The 15,584-nt window shown below is 68.4% G+C and carries 15 protein-coding genes and 1 pseudogene; 4 read left to right on the top strand and 12 right to left on the bottom strand.

The window, feature by feature from the left end:
- Positions 1-28: 28 nt before the first annotated feature.
- The 7 genes and pseudogenes from G3N92_RS02365 to G3N92_RS02335 form a co-directional block, all read right to left on the bottom strand.
- On the bottom strand, positions 29-220 hold the full coding sequence (locus G3N92_RS02365) for a hypothetical protein (RefSeq protein WP_206125827.1): 192 nt from the start codon (positions 218-220) through the stop codon (positions 29-31).
- A gap of 108 nt (positions 221-328) precedes the next feature.
- Positions 329-1,132 (bottom strand): LuxR C-terminal-related transcriptional regulator, encoded by an 804-nt coding sequence (locus G3N92_RS02360; RefSeq protein WP_206125826.1) that lies wholly within the window; start codon positions 1,130-1,132, stop codon positions 329-331.
- A 412-nt stretch (positions 1,133-1,544) separates the two neighbouring features.
- Positions 1,545-2,639 (bottom strand): dimethylsulfone monooxygenase SfnG, encoded by a 1,095-nt coding sequence (sfnG, locus tag G3N92_RS02355; protein ID WP_206125830.1) that lies wholly within the window; start codon positions 2,637-2,639, stop codon positions 1,545-1,547.
- Between the two features lie 149 nt (positions 2,640-2,788).
- The gene (locus G3N92_RS02350; protein WP_206125825.1) at positions 2,789-3,940 is read right to left on the bottom strand and encodes an enoyl-CoA hydratase/isomerase family protein; all 1,152 of its coding nucleotides are present in this window, start codon (positions 3,938-3,940) and stop codon (positions 2,789-2,791) included.
- Complete coding sequence (mmsB, locus tag G3N92_RS02345) at positions 3,937-4,839, bottom strand: 3-hydroxyisobutyrate dehydrogenase (protein ID WP_206125824.1); 903 nt, start codon at positions 4,837-4,839, stop codon at positions 3,937-3,939. Before mmsB ends, G3N92_RS02350 begins: the two co-directional genes overlap by 4 nt.
- A 54-nt stretch (positions 4,840-4,893) precedes the next feature.
- A pseudogene (locus tag G3N92_RS02340) lies at positions 4,894-6,582 on the bottom strand (AMP-binding protein).
- 85 nt (positions 6,583-6,667) lie between these two features.
- On the bottom strand, positions 6,668-7,801 hold the full coding sequence (locus tag G3N92_RS02335; RefSeq protein WP_206125823.1) for an acyl-CoA dehydrogenase family protein: 1,134 nt from the start codon (positions 7,799-7,801) through the stop codon (positions 6,668-6,670).
- A 188-nt stretch (positions 7,802-7,989) separates the two neighbouring features.
- On the opposite strand from G3N92_RS02335, the gene G3N92_RS02330 reads away from it, so the two are divergent.
- Positions 7,990-9,021, top strand: coding sequence for an AraC family transcriptional regulator (locus G3N92_RS02330; RefSeq protein ID WP_339385922.1), 1,032 nt, complete (start codon positions 7,990-7,992; stop codon positions 9,019-9,021).
- 121 nt (positions 9,022-9,142) lie between these two features.
- Here the strand turns inward: G3N92_RS02330 and G3N92_RS02325 are convergent, their stop codons facing one another.
- The 3 genes from G3N92_RS02325 to G3N92_RS02315 form a co-directional block, all read right to left on the bottom strand.
- Positions 9,143-9,430 carry a hypothetical protein gene (locus G3N92_RS02325; protein WP_206125822.1) on the bottom strand — a complete coding sequence of 96 codons (288 nt, stop codon included), beginning with the start codon at positions 9,428-9,430 and terminating at the stop codon, positions 9,143-9,145.
- Between the two features lie 370 nt (positions 9,431-9,800).
- The gene (locus tag G3N92_RS02320) at positions 9,801-10,250 is read right to left on the bottom strand and encodes a TIGR02594 family protein (RefSeq protein WP_206125821.1); all 450 of its coding nucleotides are present in this window, start codon (positions 10,248-10,250) and stop codon (positions 9,801-9,803) included.
- The gene (locus G3N92_RS02315; protein ID WP_206125820.1) at positions 10,247-10,462 is read right to left on the bottom strand and encodes a hypothetical protein; all 216 of its coding nucleotides are present in this window, start codon (positions 10,460-10,462) and stop codon (positions 10,247-10,249) included. The genes G3N92_RS02320 and G3N92_RS02315 overlap by 4 nt, the downstream gene beginning before the upstream one ends.
- Positions 10,463-10,693: 231 nt before the next feature.
- On the opposite strand from G3N92_RS02315, the gene G3N92_RS02310 reads away from it, so the two are divergent.
- Complete coding sequence (locus G3N92_RS02310) at positions 10,694-11,995, top strand: NCS2 family permease (protein ID WP_206125819.1); 1,302 nt, start codon at positions 10,694-10,696, stop codon at positions 11,993-11,995.
- Positions 11,996-12,114: 119 nt separating this feature from the next.
- The gene (locus G3N92_RS02305) at positions 12,115-12,759 is read left to right on the top strand and encodes a transglycosylase SLT domain-containing protein (RefSeq protein WP_206125818.1); all 645 of its coding nucleotides are present in this window, start codon (positions 12,115-12,117) and stop codon (positions 12,757-12,759) included.
- An 88-nt stretch (positions 12,760-12,847) separates the two neighbouring features.
- Here the strand turns inward: G3N92_RS02305 and G3N92_RS02300 are convergent, their stop codons facing one another.
- Positions 12,848-13,135 carry a DUF1488 domain-containing protein gene (locus G3N92_RS02300; RefSeq protein WP_206125829.1) on the bottom strand — a complete coding sequence of 96 codons (288 nt, stop codon included), beginning with the start codon at positions 13,133-13,135 and terminating at the stop codon, positions 12,848-12,850.
- Positions 13,136-13,269: 134 nt separating this feature from the next.
- On the bottom strand, positions 13,270-13,551 hold the full coding sequence (locus tag G3N92_RS02295) for a hypothetical protein (protein ID WP_206125817.1): 282 nt from the start codon (positions 13,549-13,551) through the stop codon (positions 13,270-13,272).
- A 45-nt stretch (positions 13,552-13,596) separates the two neighbouring features.
- On the opposite strand from G3N92_RS02295, the gene G3N92_RS02290 reads away from it, so the two are divergent.
- Positions 13,597-15,534 carry a sigma-54-dependent Fis family transcriptional regulator gene (locus G3N92_RS02290; protein WP_206125816.1) on the top strand — a complete coding sequence of 646 codons (1,938 nt, stop codon included), beginning with the start codon at positions 13,597-13,599 and terminating at the stop codon, positions 15,532-15,534.
- Positions 15,535-15,584: the final 50 nt, after the last annotated feature.

Raw genomic sequence — 15,584 nt, 5'->3', positions numbered from 1 at the left:
CGCGTCGGGCGCACCGCCGCGCCGTGCTTCAGCGCGACGCCGCCATGGCGGCCGCGGCGGCCGAGTCGTTCATCGCGAACCAGTCGCGCGCGGTCGTGACGATCACGGTGGGCGCGACCGAGCAGTTGCCGAACGCACGCGAGCCATCGGCGCGATACCAGAGCATCGACACGATGTCGCGCGCGTCGCGCACGGTGATTTCAGGAAAATTCTGCAACATGGCCCTTCTCTCTCGGTATCGATCCAGACGGCGCGCGCCGGCCTGCTGTCGGCAGGTATCGCGGCCCGGCGCCGGGTACAACGGTTTCGGTGCAAAAGTATGGTGGCTTCACGCCTCGTCGAGCACCCACTTGACGAGGCCGTGACGTCCCTTGAAGCCCAGCTTGACGGCTGAACGCTTGATATAGGTTTCGATGGTGCTGGGCTTGACGCCGAGCTTCTCGGCCATCTCGCGAAACGTGCTGCCGCTCAACAGGCCGACGCACACCTCGATCTCGCGATCGGACAACACCACGGCAACACTGGACAACCGGCGCTCGAATTCGCTGCGCAACAGCGCCTGGCGGTTCGGGTCGGCGGCGTGGCCATCGGCCGGCTCCGGCCGGGCACCCGGCGCGAAACGCCGGTGCGATGCATGCATTTCGACGAGCGGCAGCAGCATTTCCGCGCAACTCTTCAAAAACGACATTTCCTGCAACGTGAAATCGTAAGCCTGAAAGGGACGGTACAGCGAGATCACGTAGCGCCGGTTCGCCTTGCGCGACACCAGGTGACATTGGAACCCACGCTCATGACGGCACGATGGCAACGCCTCACGCGTGTCGTCGCACGACAACGGGGGATTCAGGTGGATCAGTTGGGTATCCGACGCATCGAGCACTTTCCGCGAGAGCGGATCGTGCGCCGGATCGGCCTTCGGCATGGCGGGCCGGATGTCCTGGTCGTGCGAGGCGAACGCGCCCAGCAGATGCACGCCGACGATCTCGCCGCGGCTTTCGTTGACCGACCAGGCGGTGATCTTGGTCGAGGCCAGCTCGACGGAACCGGCGAGCAGCGCGTGCAGGTTCGACGCGAAGCGCTCGGTGCCGGTGCTGGAGATGATTCTCCCTAGCTTCCCAAATAGCTCGACCAATTGGTTTTCCTCGGAATGTTCTGTTTATCCGGCTTGGGCCGCGTGCGGCGCCGGTATTGCCCCGTGTTTTGCTCGTGTTGCGTGTGCCGCATCGACTCCCGGCTGCGCCTCTCAAGGCAGCCGGCGATCCTCTCCGCGCAACGCATGAAACCGGCCATGTGTCGGGCACGGCGCATGCTGACGGAAATTCTCAGAGTTGCGACTGTACTGGATTTTCGATGACGCCGCCGTTGCGTATAAAAATACTTTTCGGATGCCTTCGCATCGATGCTGGCAACGGCGGGAGGATTCGCGCAAGGCGAGGCGCGGCAACGAATGGCCGCGCGAAAACTGCGATTGCAGTTGGGGCTGAAAAACCTGTCGAGACAGCCGGGCACAAACTGCGATCGCATGCCCGGCTTCGTGCATCACGTCATGCCGGTTGCGCCTCGCGCCGGCGCTCCAGTTCGCGCACGAGCGGCAACACGCGCTCGCCGAAATACACCACCTCCTCGTGGTAATGCAGGAAGCCGGCCAGCACCAGATCGACGCCGATCGCCTTCAACGCGACGATGCGCTCGGCGATCTGTTGCGGCGTGCCGATCAGGTTGGTGCGAAAGCCGTCGTTGTACTGCACGAGATCCTGGAACGTCGAGTTGGCCCACATGCCCTGCCCGTCGGGCGCGGCCTTGCCGGCCTGCTTGACCGCGTGGCCGAACGCGTTCACGGCGTCCACGTCGGCGTGGCGCACGATCTCGTCGAGCACGGCGCGCGCCTCCTCCTCGGTGTCGCGCGCGATCACGAACGCGTTCACGCCGAAGCGCACGCGCCGCCCCTGTTGCGCGGCGGCCGCGCCGATCTCCTCGATCTGCGCGCGATGGCCGTCGAGCGTGTTGCCGTTCATGAAATACCAGTCGGACACGGCCGCCGCCATCTTGCGCGCGGCCGACGAATTGCCGCCCTGGAAGATTTCCGGGTGCGGCTGCTGCAGCGGCTTCGGCTTCAGCGTGTAATCGTTGAAGCGGTAGAAGTCGCCCTTGAACGTGAAGTTGTCCTCGGTCCACACGCCGCGCACGGCGCGAATGAATTCCTCGGAGCGGCGATAGCGCTCGTCGTGTTCGAGCCACGGCTCGCCGAGCGCCGTGAATTCGCCCTTGAACCAGCCGCTCACCACGTTGATGGCCACGCGCCCGCCCGTGAATTGATCGATCGTCGCCAACTGCTTGGCGACCACGGCCGGATGCCATGGCCCGGGCAGGATCGCGGCGATCACCTTGAGCCGCTCGGTGGCGGCCAGCAGCGCGTGGCTGATCGCCACCGATTCGTGCTGGTATTCGGCGCCGTAACCGGCCGTGAAGCGGATTTGCGACAGCGCGTAATCGAAGCCGTTGCGCTCGGCGAGTTGCGCGAGCTTGCGGTTGTAGTCGATGTCCCAACTGGTGCGCTGCTCGATCTTGCTGACCACCAGGCCGCCGCTGACATTGGGCACCCAGTAGGCGAATTTCAGCGCTTCGGGTTCGTGGCTGATCGGCTCGTGACTCATCGGCGGATTCCTCGCATGAAAAGACGAAACGGCCGGAGCAAGCTCCGGCCGCGCGTACGACTCATGCTAGGTTTGCCGTTCGATCCGGACAACCAAGCAATTCGACTATCGATTCCGCCTCCGCTGCATAGGCGTCAGTCGCGCCCCAGATCGGCCAGCGGATGCGTATCCGGCGTCCATGGCGAAGACAGGAAATGCCGCACGCGCTCGCCGCTCACCTCGGCCAGCGTGGCCGGCGACCAGCGCGGCCGGCGATCCTTGTCGACCAGATGCGCGCGCACGCCCTCGACGAAATCGCCTTCCTCGATCGCGCGCACGCCGATCTCCAGCTCCATGCGGAACGCTTCGGCCAGCGTCATCTGCCGGCCGCGCAGCAGCGCATCGCGCGTGACGGCCAGCATGGTGGGCGAATGGCCGAGCAGCGCATCGAGCGTGGCCAGCAGCCATTGGCGGTATTCGCGGCCGGTTTCGTCGCGATCGAGTTCCTGACGCAGCGTCGCGACGATCCGCTCGACGCTCGAGCGCCGGTCGAAGTGCCGGACGATCCACGGCAACTGGCCTTCGAGCACGGCGTGCGGCACGACGTTGGCCGGCGGCTCGAACACGGCGCGCAACGCGCCCGGCAGATCCGCGCCGCCGAAATCGGCGCGTTCGAGCCGCTGTTCGAACGTGTCGAGCCACGCGCCGGGCACGCACACGTCGGCGAGCCGGGCGGCCAGCGCATCGGCGCCCGACAGCGTCACGCCGGTCAGCCCGATGTAGAGCGCGAGCTCCACCGGCAGCGCCGAGAGAAAGTGCGTCGCGCCCACATCGGGCACGAAGCCGATGCGCGTCTCGGGCATCGCGATCTTGCTGCGCTCGGTCGCGACGCGCAGCGCCGCGCCCTGCGCGAGCCCCATGCCGCCGCCCATCGTGATGCCGTCCATCAGCGCCACGAGCGGCTTGGGGAACGTGTGCAGCGCGTAGTCGAGCCGGTATTCGTCGACGAAGAAGCCGATCCAGCCGCGCGAGCCTGCCCTGGCCTCGTGATAGAGCGCGCGCACGTCGCCGCCCGCGCAGAAGCCCTTGCCGCCCGCGCCGCGCAGCACCACGGCGGCCACGCCGTCGTCGCGGCGGCAGCGTTCGATCAGCACGGCCAGCTCGCGCACCATCGCGTGCGACAGCGCATTGAGCGCAGCCGGCCGATCGAGCGTGACGACGGCGACGCGGTTGATCACGCGCATCGTCACCTCGGGCGCGGCCGCGGCGGTCGCCGCATCGCGGCCGGTGTCGTTCAATGCAATCATCGGGATTCCTGTTTGTCTGGCATCTGGTAGAGGCGGATCACCGCCGAGAAATCGAGCCGGCCGTCGCCGCGGCTGCTCATGGTCTGGTAAAGCTGTTGCGCGAGCGCGCCGAGATAGACAGGCTGGCGCACCTGCCGCGCCGCGTCGCCGGCGAGACCCAGATCCTTCAGCATCAGGTCGGTGCCGAAGCCGCCCGTGTAGCCGCGCGACGAAGGCGCCGTGTCGATCACGCCCGGATACGGGTTGTAGGTGTCCGCGCTCCAGCAGCGGCCGGTGGACGTGCTGAGAATGCCGCCGAGCACCTTCGGATCGATGCCGAGCGCCGCGCCCAGCGCCATCGATTCGGCCACGCCGGCCATCGAAATGCCGAGCACGAGGTTGTTGCAGATCTTCGCCACCTGCCCCATCCCCACCGGCCCGCAATGCACGAGGTTGCGGCCCATGCCGCTCAGGATCGGCGAGACGTGCGCGAACGCCTCGGCGCTGCCGCCCACCATGAACGTGAGCGTGCCGGCCGCCGCGCCGCCGGTGCCGCCCGACACCGGCGCATCGACGAAATGGCCGCCGCGCGCCTCGACCAGCGCGCCGAACGCTTGCGCGCTGGCCGGATCGATGGTGCTCGAATCGATCACCGTCGCGCCCGGCGCGAGGCCGGCCAGCACGCCGTCGTCGGCCGTCAGCGCCGCGCGCACGTGCGCGGCGGCCGGCAGCATCGTGATCACACAGGCCGCGCCGTCCGCCGCGTCTCGGGCCGATTCGGCGAGCGTCGCGCCGCCGTCGGCCACCAGCCGCAGCGCGTCGGCACTGAGGTCGAACGCGTGCACGTCGTGGCCCGCCTTGACGAGGTTCAGCGCCATCGGTGCGCCCATGTGCCCGAGGCCGACAAATCCGATCTTCATGCTGCGTCTCCCGGTTGTTGCGTCATCCTGCGTATCTGTCCGGCGGCCCGCGATTCAGGCCGGAAAATCCTCTTCCCAGTATTCGTCGGGCATCCGCGCCGACGGATCGGCGTCGCGCTCGATCTCGCGCCGGCGCAGTTCCACGCGACGGATCTTGCCGGAGATCGTCTTCGGCAGCTCGGCGAATTGCAGGCGGCGGATGCGCTTGTACGGCGCCAGCTTCTCGCGCGAAAAGCGGAAGATTTCGCGCGCCAGCGCCTCGCCCGGCGCGTAGCCGGCGCGCAGCGTGATGAAGGTTTTCGGCACTGACAGCCGCAGCGGATCGGGGCTGGGCACCACGGCCGCCTCGCCGATCGCCGGATGCTCGATCAGCACGCTTTCGAGTTCGAACGGGCTCAGGCGATAGTCGGACGACTTGAACACGTCGTCGGCGCGGCCGATGTAGAGGTAGTAGCCGTCGCTGCGGCGCAGCGCGATGTCGGAGGTGCGGTAATGGCCGTCGCGCATCGCCTGCGCGGTGGCTTCGGCGTGGTTCGCGTAGCCGCGCATCAGGCCGGCGGGCCGCTCGCCGTCGAGCGGCAGCGCCACTTCGCCTTCCTCCACCGGCGCGCCGTCCGGATCGAGCAGCGTCACGCGATAGCCGGGCATCGGCCGCCCCATCGAGCCGGCCACCACCGGCTGGCCCGGCGAATTGCCGATCACGCAGGTGGTTTCGGTCTGCCCGTAGCCGTCGCGGATCGCGATGCCCCACGCGCGGCGCACGCGCTCGATGATCTCGGGATTGAGCGGCTCGCCCGCGCCGATGATCTCGCGCAGCGTCACCCCGTAATCGGCGAGCGGCTGCTGCACGAGCATGCGCCAGACGGTCGGCGGCGCGCACAGCGTGGTGATGCCGTAGCGCACCAGCGCGTCGAGCACCTGCTTCGGATCGAAGCGCGTGTAGTTGAACGCGAACACGCAAGCCTGCGCATTCCACGGCGCGAACAGGCAGCTCCACGCATGCTTGGCCCAACCGGGCTAACTGATGTTCCAGTGGATGTCGCCCGGCTGCAGGCCGATCCAGTACATCGTCGACAGGCTGCCGATCGGGTAGGTGCGGTGCGTGTGCTCGACGAGCTTCGGCTTCGACGTGGTGCCGGACGTGAAATACAGCAGCAGCGTGTCGTCGGCATGCGTGGGCGCGTCGGGCGCGAACTCGGGCGATGCGGCGTAGCCGTCGTCGTAGCGCAGCCAGCCGTCGCGCGCGCCGCCCACCACGATGCGCGTCAGGTTCACGCCGGCCTCATCGAACTTGGCCGCTTCGTCGGCGTCGATCACGGCGTAGCGCGCGCCGCCGATCGACACCCGATCGCGAATATCGTCGGCGGACAGTTGCGTGGTGGCCGGCAGCACCACCGCGCCAAGCTTCATCGCCGCGAGCATGGTTTCCCACAGCTCGACGCGGTTCGGCAGCATCAGCAGGATACGGTCGCCGCGGCCCACGCCGAGCGCGCGCAGATGGTTGGCAATCCTCGACGATCGTTCCGACATGCGCGCGAACGACACCGGCTCGCCCACGCCCGTCGCCGCGTCGACGATCCACAGCGCGGGCTTCGCGTTGCCGCGCGCCATCGGGTCGAAATAGTCGAGCGCCCAGTTGAACGACTCGACCTGCGGCCAGCGGAACTCGCGATACGCGGTGTCGTAATCGGTGCGGTGCCTTAGCAGGAAATCGCGGGCGTCGAGGAATGCCTGTGCCGTCATCGTGTCGTCTCCTTCGGTCTCGCGCACGTGATCGTGCGTCGTTTGCGTCGTGGATGCTGCGGTCCGGCGCTGCCGGCGGGCACGGCTAAAGCTGGCGCGCGATCACCATGCGCTGCACTTCGCTCGTGCCTTCGTAGATCTGCGTGATGCGCGCGTCGCGATAGTGGCGCTCCACGTCGTAGTCAGCCAGGTAGCCGTAGCCGCCGTGGATCTGGATCGCATCCGAGCATACCGCCTCGGCCATCTCGGAAGCGAACAGTTTGGCCTGCGAAGCTTCCGACAGGCATGGCAGGCCCTCGGTGCGCAGCCGCGCCGCATGATGGACGAGCAGCCGCGCCGCGTTCAGTTGCGTGACCATGTTCGCGAGCTTTTCGGCGATCGCCTGATGCGCGGCGATCGGTTTGCCGAATTGGGTGCGCTCCGCCGCGTAGCGGCGCGCCTTGTCGAACGCCGCGCGCGCAATGCCCACCGCCTGCGCCGCGATGCCGATGCGCCCGCCCTCTAGATTCGACAGTGCGATCTTCAGCCCCTCGCCGCGCGCGCCGAGCAGGTTCGCCTCGGGAATCGCGCAGTTCGTCAGCGTGACCGGGCAGGTGTCCGACGCGCGGATGCCGAGCTTCTTCTCGGGCTTGCCGACCTGAAAGCCGGGCGTATCGGCCGGCACGAGGAACGCCGACAAGCCGCGCTTGCCGAGCTCGGGATCGGTCATGGCAAAAACGATCGCCACGCCGGCGCGCGACGCGTTCGAGATGAACTGCTTGTTGCCGTCGAGCACCCACCGGCCGTCGTTCAGCACGGCGCGCGTGTGCAGATTGTTCGCCTCCGAACCGGCCTGCGGCTCGGTCAGGCAGAACGATCCGACCATCCGGCCCGACGCCAGCGGGCGCAGCCAGCGCTCGCGCTGTTCGTCGGTGCCGTAGCCGAGGATCGGGCCGCAGCACACCGAGTTCTGCACGCTCATCAGCGTGGCGCACGACGCGCAGCCGGCCGCGATTTCCTCGACGGCCAGCGCGTAGGCCGTGTAATCGGTGTAGGCGCCGTCCCACTCCGGCGGCACCACCATGCCGAGCAGGCCGAGTTCGCCCATCTGGGCCACCACGCGATCGGGCAGCGCGCCGTCGCGATCCCATTGCGCTGCGTTCGGCGCGAGCACCTCGGTGGAAAAATCGCGCACGCTGTCGCGAATCATGCGTTGATCTTCGGTGTAGAGCGCATCCATGGCGTGCCTTGTCTCCTGATCTTGTGTGTCGCGCGCCCGGCCGGTGGCGGCGCGGCGCGCGCCGATAAAGGCAGTGTAGGCAACGAACGGCGCCGTATCGATGCTCGCCGCACTCAATTACAATGATCGTTTTTGCCATACCGTGTTCGCGGCGGCCATACCGCACCGCCGCCACACGCCGCGTTCGCGTGAAAACCGCCGACAAAGGAACCGTTTCCGTCCGCCTCGTGGCCACCAGCCTTGCGCTGGCGCGCCAACGCGGCGCCGATCCCGACGCGCTGCTCGCGCAGGCCGGCATCGCGCCGGGCGTGCTCGACGCGCCCGACGCGCACGTGGGGGCGCGCCAGTACGGCGCGCTCTGGAATGCGATCGCGCGCACGCTCGACGACGAATTCTTCGGACAGGATTCGCACCCGATGCGCAGCGGCGCGTTCGTGGCGATGAGCGAGGCCGCGCTCGGCGCGCGCACCGGCCTGGGCGGGCTGTCGCGCGCGCTCAACGTGATGCGCTGCGTGCTCGACGATCTGCATGCCGAACTGGAGGTGGACGCCACGCGCGTGCGGTTGCGTTTCGTCCATCGCGACGCCGATGCGCAGCCGCCCGCGTTCGTCTATGCGACGTTCTTCATTCTGGTGTACGGGCTGACCTGCTGGCTGATCGGGCGGCGCATTCCGGTGCTGAGCGCGAGCCTGCGCAGCCCCGCGCCCGAGGTGGCGCGCGATTACCGGCAGATCTTCTGCGACGACCTGCGTTTCGAGGCCTCCGACGCCTGCGTGGATCTCGATCCAGCGTTCGCCACGCTGCCCGTGGTGCAAACGCCAACCTCGCTGAAGGCGTTCCTGCGCAACGCGCCGGGCAACTTCATCGTCAAGTACCGCAACCCCGATTCGCTGGCGAGCCGCGTGCGCGCCGTGCTGCGCGCCACCGCGCCGGCCGACTGGCCCGATGTGGCGAGCCTGGCCGCGCGCCTGCACGTGGCCGAGGCGACGCTGCGGCGCAAGCTGCGCCAGGAGGGCGCGTCGTATCAGGACATCAAGGATGCGTTGCGCTATGAAATCGCCTGCGCCGCACTGGCCGACATCACGCTGACGGTCGCCGACGTGGCGAACGCCGCCGGCTTCGCGGAGCCGAGCGCATTCTATCGGGCGTTTCGGGGGTGGAGCGGCATGAGCCCGGCGGCCTATCGCGAGCGCGCGTCGAACGCCGTGCGGGCGGAATGAGGGGAACGCTGGATGCCGCGAGTGCGGCGATCAACGATGGGACATCTTGAGGAACGTGCGGTTTTTGCCGATTCGCACCGTCTGACTGCGCAAATCGGCGCAAACCGCACGATGCCTGCACTCAGGTGCTGGCGGCCAGACGGGGGCCGCTCTGGCCGCGCGCGACGCCGGAAGGCGCAACGTGCTCCGGCGTTTGCGCCGTGGCGCCGACCCACGGATCGATGCCCTGCTTCTGCACTTCCTCGAGGAACGACACACGCGTTCGCCAATATTCGGCCTGCGTTTTCGCATCGATCACGCGCTGTTCGGCTGCGAACAATTCCATGCGTGCGGTAACGAGCATCGAAGCGGCAGTTTTCTCGGGAGTGGGGGCATGCCGCATCGCCCAACGACTGATCAAGTTCATCATGCTGACCTCCGTATCGACCGTTGAATTCGAACGGGAAGCCGGGCGCTGGTCACCCGGCCAATACCGGTAGTGCGTATCGCCGGGCCTGAAAACAAGCGCTTTGCGTCGCCAGTGTCCAGGTACGGCATCGTTCGACCCACCGTCACATCGTAGTGTCCAAACCCGATTTTCGCGATAGCACCTTGCAATCTTTTACATCCTGAACCCGTTTTTTTATGGGCTCCGAAGCAAGGTTTCGCACGCCGCGCGTTGCTCGGCAAGGCTTCGCCACGAATCTAGCCGCACGCAGCGGTGTGGTATGTGCGGTACGGAGCATTCCAGCGATTTGCCGCGATGTGCAATCTGCACAATCGCGGTGCGCAAATCCAGGCTAGCCGCCGCTCGGCCAGCGATAACCCAGCAACGACGATCCGTCGTAAGCCAGCTCGCGAACCGTCTCCAGCTGATTGCCGCCGAACAGCACGATGGCATCCCCCTCGTGACGCAGGTAGAAACCGACATGCCCTTTCCAGCTTCCCGGATCGTCGCGCGTCAACACCGCGATGCAGCCGTAACGCGGCTTGTCGAGCGGCCGGCCCCATTCGAGCCACGAACGCGCGAGCGCCGAGCCGGTGCCGCTCAATCCGGCGCGGGCGATGCACCAGTTCGCGAACGACGAGCACCACGACACCTTGTCGTCGTAGCCCACGAGATTCGTCGTGCCGTTGTATTCGACGATGCGCGGATTGCTGCGCCCTGGGCCGTGACGCGTCACGCCGGATTCCGCCAGCGCGATCGGCATCCAAGGCGGCACGATGGCGTGCGGCTCGGAACGGTTCATCGCACGCCCTCGAGCAGCCGATTCGCTTCATTTCGATATGGTTGCGTGCGCAACCAGCAGGCGCGCATTCGATGCAGCGCATCGAAAAATGGAATTGAAAGCATCGGCGCAGCCACGGACGTTTCGACGCTCGGCGGGAAAGGCCGCTGCAACAGTCCGGCGCATCGTTGCGGCCGGGCGGGCATTCGCGCCGCGGCGCGGAGGTTGGGCATGATCTCTCGGGTATTTTGGCGACTTATCGTATGACGCGCGGCGCGCTTCGCAAGGCGGCGCACGCGCGGCGGCCGCAGCCATCGTATCGTTTCCCGGCACGCGGCCGCAACGGCGATAGGCGCGCGGCCGCGCTGCGTTTACAATCGCGGCCGCCACCCGGGGCCGGCAACGCCGCCCCGAACACACGATACGTCGAGCACGACACGACCACCGACCGGAGAAGCCCCCTCATGGACTCGATCAAACGGTATTTCGGCTTTCAGGAAGCCGGAACCGATCTGCGCACCGAATTGCTCGCGGGCGTCACCACGTTCCTGACGATGGCCTACATCATCTTCGTGAACCCGGCGATTCTCGGCGACGCGGGCATGCCGAAGGAATCGGTGTTCGTCGCGACCTGCATCGTGGCCGCGCTCGCCTCGCTGATCATGGGGCTCTACGCGAATTACCCGGTGGCCTGCGCGCCGGGCATGGGCCTGAACGCCTACTTCGCCTACGCGGTCGTGAAGGGCATGGGCTTCACCTGGGAGGCGGCGCTCGGCGCGGTGTTCGTGTCGGGCTGCCTGTTCCTGATCGTCACGCTGCTGCGCGTGCGCGAGGCCATCATCAACGGCATTCCCAAGACGCTGCGCGTGGCCATCACCGCCGGCATCGGCCTGTTTCTCGGCATCATCTCGCTGAAGACGGCCGGCGTGATCACCGGCAGCCCGGCCACGCTCGTCACGCTCGGCAACCTGCACGAGCCCACCACGCTGCTCGCGATCGTGGGCTTCTTCGTGATCGTCACGCTCGACGCGCTGCGCGTGCGCGGCGCGATCCTGATCGGCATCGTCGCGGTCACGATCCTGTCGTTCTTCTTCGGCGGCAACCAGTTCCATGGCGTTTTCTCCGCGCCGCCGTCGATCTCGCCGACGCTGTTCAAGCTCGATATCAAGGCCGCGCTGTCGACCGGCGTGATCAACGTGATCCTGGTGTTCTTCCTGGTGGAGCTGTTCGATGCGACCGGCACGCTGATGGGCGTGGCGAACCGCGCGGGCCTGCTCGTCAACGGCAAGATGCATCGCCTGAACAAGGCGCTGCTGGCCGACAGCACCGCGATCGTCGCAGGCTCCGTGTTGGGCACCTCGTCCACCACGGCCTATATCGAAAGCGCCTCGGGCGTGCAGGCCGGCGGGCGCACCGGCATGACGGCCGTGACCGTCGCCGTGCTGTTCCTGGCCTGCCTGTTCATCGCGCCGCTGGCCGGCGTGGTGCCCGCCTACGCCACCGCGCCGGCGCTGCTCTACGTGTCCTGCCTGATGCTGCGCGACATGGTGGACGTGCCCTGGGACGACGCCACCGAAGCCGTGCCGGCCGCGCTGACCGCGCTGCTGATGCCGTTCACCTACTCGATCGCGAACGGCGTGGCGTTCGGCTTCATCGCCTACGCGGGCCTCAAGCTGCTGACGGGCCGCGCGAAACAGGTCAAGCCGGTGGTCTGGATCATCGCCGTGGTGTTCCTGTTCCGCTATTTCTACCTGGGCGCGGATTGACGCGCGCGCACGCCGCGCCAACGACGCCGCCCGCGGGCGGCGTCGGCGTTTCGGAGCACGATGCGCTTGCGGACACGGATCGATATACTGTGCGCCCCGGTTTCGTTTCCCCGAGATCCATGCGGCGGCTCACCTGTTCGATCGTTCTTCTGTTGGGCTGCGCATGCACCGCGTCGGCCGCGCTCGCGGCTGCCTCGGCCGACGGCGCCATGGCCGCATCCGATCAGCAACTGGCGGCGGCCCCGGCCGAGCCCGCCTCGGGCCTGTTGCTCGACGCCGAAGCGCCCGCCCAGCATGGCCCCGTCTCCACGTATCTGATCCACAAGTTCGGCGTCGCGAAGCAAAAGGCGCAGCAGATCTCCGACGCCGTCGCGCTCGCCTCCGCCAAGTATTCGCTGCCGCCGGCCGTGCTGCTCGCGATCATCTCGATCGAGTCGCGCTTCCGCGAAAAGGCCAAGGGCGCGAACGGCGCGACCGGGCTCATGCAGGTCGTGCCGTCGGTGCATCGCGGGCTGGTGCGCAATCAGGACCTGACCGAACCCACCACCAACATCAAGATCGGCTCGGCGATTCTCTACGGCTACATGCAGGGCGCGAACGGCGATCTCGACGTCGCGATGCGCCGCTACGGCGGCTCGCAGGCCTATGCGCAGAAGATTCGCGTGCGGGCCGCGGAATTCAACCGCGCGCTCGACACCGATGCGCAACCCGCCGCCCCCGCCTCGGAAGCGGACACCCGCCGCGGTTTCTCGCGCGCGCGGTAATCCCCCGCGCGACGCGGCGATTCGCTCGTCATCCTGAATGATCGCCACGCGGGCGAGCGCCGGCCTCCGGCCCCGCCCCGCCGCCTGCTCAGCGCAGGTTCGCCTCGTGGAAGCGCACGTAGCCGCTGCGCAGCGTCACGCACTGCGCGCGCGTATCGGCCAGCAGCCGCCGCGCGGCCGCCTCGATGCGCGGGCGGTGATTCGCGAAGGCGCCTAGCATGTCCTCGGAACGCGACGAGGCCGCGCCGAAATGCGATTCCAGCGCCTCGGCCGTGATCTCGCAACACACCCGCTCGCCATCCACCGTCGCCGCAAACAGCAACGTCAGTTCGGGGCCCGAGTACTCGGGGGCTTCGTTCGGGAAGAGGATCTGCATGGGCGCGCCTTTGTCGTGACGAGAATGCAAAAGGCCGCGCACGCCGTGGCGGGCCGGTTCGGCCGGGGCGAGCGCGGAACAGCCGGCAAGCGGTGCGCGACGGAAGGCGCGCCGGAGGTCGAGCCGGTTGCCTTTCACTGTAGACGCTGCACGCGCACAAGCAAGGCCAACCGGGCAAACCCCGATGCCGGGCCGCCGGCCTGCGCCGCGGCGGCCGTTTTCAGCAGCCGCTGACGAATTCGCGCCGCCGCGCGCCATCGTTTTGCACTGCGCAACGAATCGGGCCGCCCGCACGCGCCGGGCACCTTGCAGCCGCGCGCCGTCGGCTTGCCGCGCCGCCGCAGCGGCGAATCGCGGTCGCACTGGGCGGGCGGCGCTTGTATCATGGCGCGAGCGGCGTGCTGCCCTGCGCCCATCGAACAAGGATCGGAGCGCCGCCGACGCTTCCCTGGAGACACGACATGCCGCAATCCTCCGTGCTGCCCGCCACGGCCAGCCGACTCGACGTCATCGCGCAGGCGCATGCGCGCTCGGCCTCGGTCGGGCTGCGCGCCGCCGACCGGCCCGACGCTCCGCCGCTGTCGGCGCCCGCGCTGCGCGAGCTGATCGACGGCAGCCGATCGCTCTACACGCTTGCGCGCCCGGTGATGGACGCGCTGCACGCTCAGATCGCCGACACCCAAAGCCTCGTACTCCTGACCGATCACGACGGCATGATCCTGCACAGCATCGGCGACGCCGATTTCGTCGCCAAGGCGAACCGTGTGGCGCTGCGCCCCGGCGCGTCGTGGGCCGAAACGGCGCGCGGCACCAACGCGATCGGCACCGCGCTGGCCGCGCGCCAGGCCGTGACCGTGCACGGCGACGAGCACTTCCTGCGCGCCAATCATGTGCTGTCGTGCTCGTGCGCGCCGATCGCCGATCCGTTCGGCCGCCTGCTCGGCGCGCTCGACGTCAGCGGCGATCCGCGCGGCTTCGGCCCGCACACGCTCGCGCTCGTGAAGATGTCGGCGCAATTGATCGAAAACCACCTGTTTTCCAGTGCCTGCGACGCCACGTTGCGCGTGCGCTTCCATGCGCATGCCGAGTTCGTCGATTCGCTGTTCGGCGGCCTTGCCGCGTTCGGCGCCGACGGCGCCCTGCTCGCGGCCAACCGCAGCGCGCTGTTTCAGTTCGGCGCCACGCTGGGCGAGTTGCGGGACCGCAGTTGCGACGAGCTGTTCGGCCTGCCGTTCGCCCGGTTGGCCGACCGCGCCGCGCGCGACCCGGGCGCGACCGTCGCGCTGATGCTGCCGACCGGCGTGCGCGTGCTGGCGCGCTGCGAGCACGCCCAGGCGCGCCGCACGCGTACCCAGGTCGAATCGCGCTCTCCGGTCGCCGTGCCGCCGGCCCAGGAAACGACCGCGAAACCGGCCATGCACGAGGCCGATGCGGACGCCATCACCTTCGCCGCGCTCGACAGCGGCGACGCGCGCATGGCCGCGATCCTGCAACGTGTCGCGAAGATCCGCGGGCGCGACCTGCCCGTGCTGATCCTCGGCGAAACCGGCACCGGCAAGGAGTGGCTGGCGCGCGCACTGCACGATGCGTCGCCGCGCCGCGACGGCCCGTTCGTCGCCGTCAACTGCGCGGCGCTGCCCGATTCGCTGATCGAGGCCGAACTGTTCGGCTACGAGGACGGCGCGTTCACCGGCGCGCGCCGGCGCGGCAACCCCGGCCGCATCGCGCAGGCCGACGGCGGCACGCTGTTCCTCGACGAAATCGGCGACATGCCGCCGGCCCAGCAGGTGCGGCTGATGCGCGTGCTGCAGGAGCGCGCGGTGGTGCCGCTCGGCGGCGGGCGCGCGGTGCCGGTCGACCTGCGGATCGTGTGCGCGACGCACCGCGATCTGCGCGCGATGATCGCCGACCAGCGCTTTCGCGACGATCTCTACTACCGCATCAACGGGCTGGCCGTCACGCTGCCGCCGCTCGCGCAACGCAGCGATCTGCCGGAACTGGTGCGGCGCGTGCTGGCGCGTCTGGCGCGCGCCGAAGCCATGCCGCCGCGCGTCTCGAACGCCGTGCTGGCCGCATTTGCGCGGTGCCGCTGGCCAGGCAACCTGCGGCAGATGACGAACGTGCTGCGCACGGCCGGCATGCTCGCCGACAACGCGCCCGAGATCGATCTCGAACATCTGCCCGAGGATTTCTGGCTCGACTGCCCGGACGGCGCCGCCGAGTGGGCCACGTCGCCGGCCGCCTGCGCCGCCGCGACGACGCTCGACGCGCAGCAGGCCTCGCTGATCGACGGCACGCTCGCGCGCCATCAGGGCAACGTGTCGGCCGCCGCGCGCGAGCTCGGCCTCGCGCGCAATACCGTCTACCGGCATCTGCGCCGCCGGCGCGGCGACGCCTGACGCAAACGCAAGCCGCGCTTCGGGTATGCTGGCGGGCTCGCATCCGCCCG

The organism is Burkholderia sp. Ac-20379 (assembly GCF_017104645.1).
In the GTDB taxonomy this organism is placed as follows: domain Bacteria; phylum Pseudomonadota; class Gammaproteobacteria; order Burkholderiales; family Burkholderiaceae; genus Burkholderia.
The sequence above is the reverse complement of the archived record's forward strand: the minus strand, read 5'-3'. Positions and strand labels throughout refer to the sequence as shown.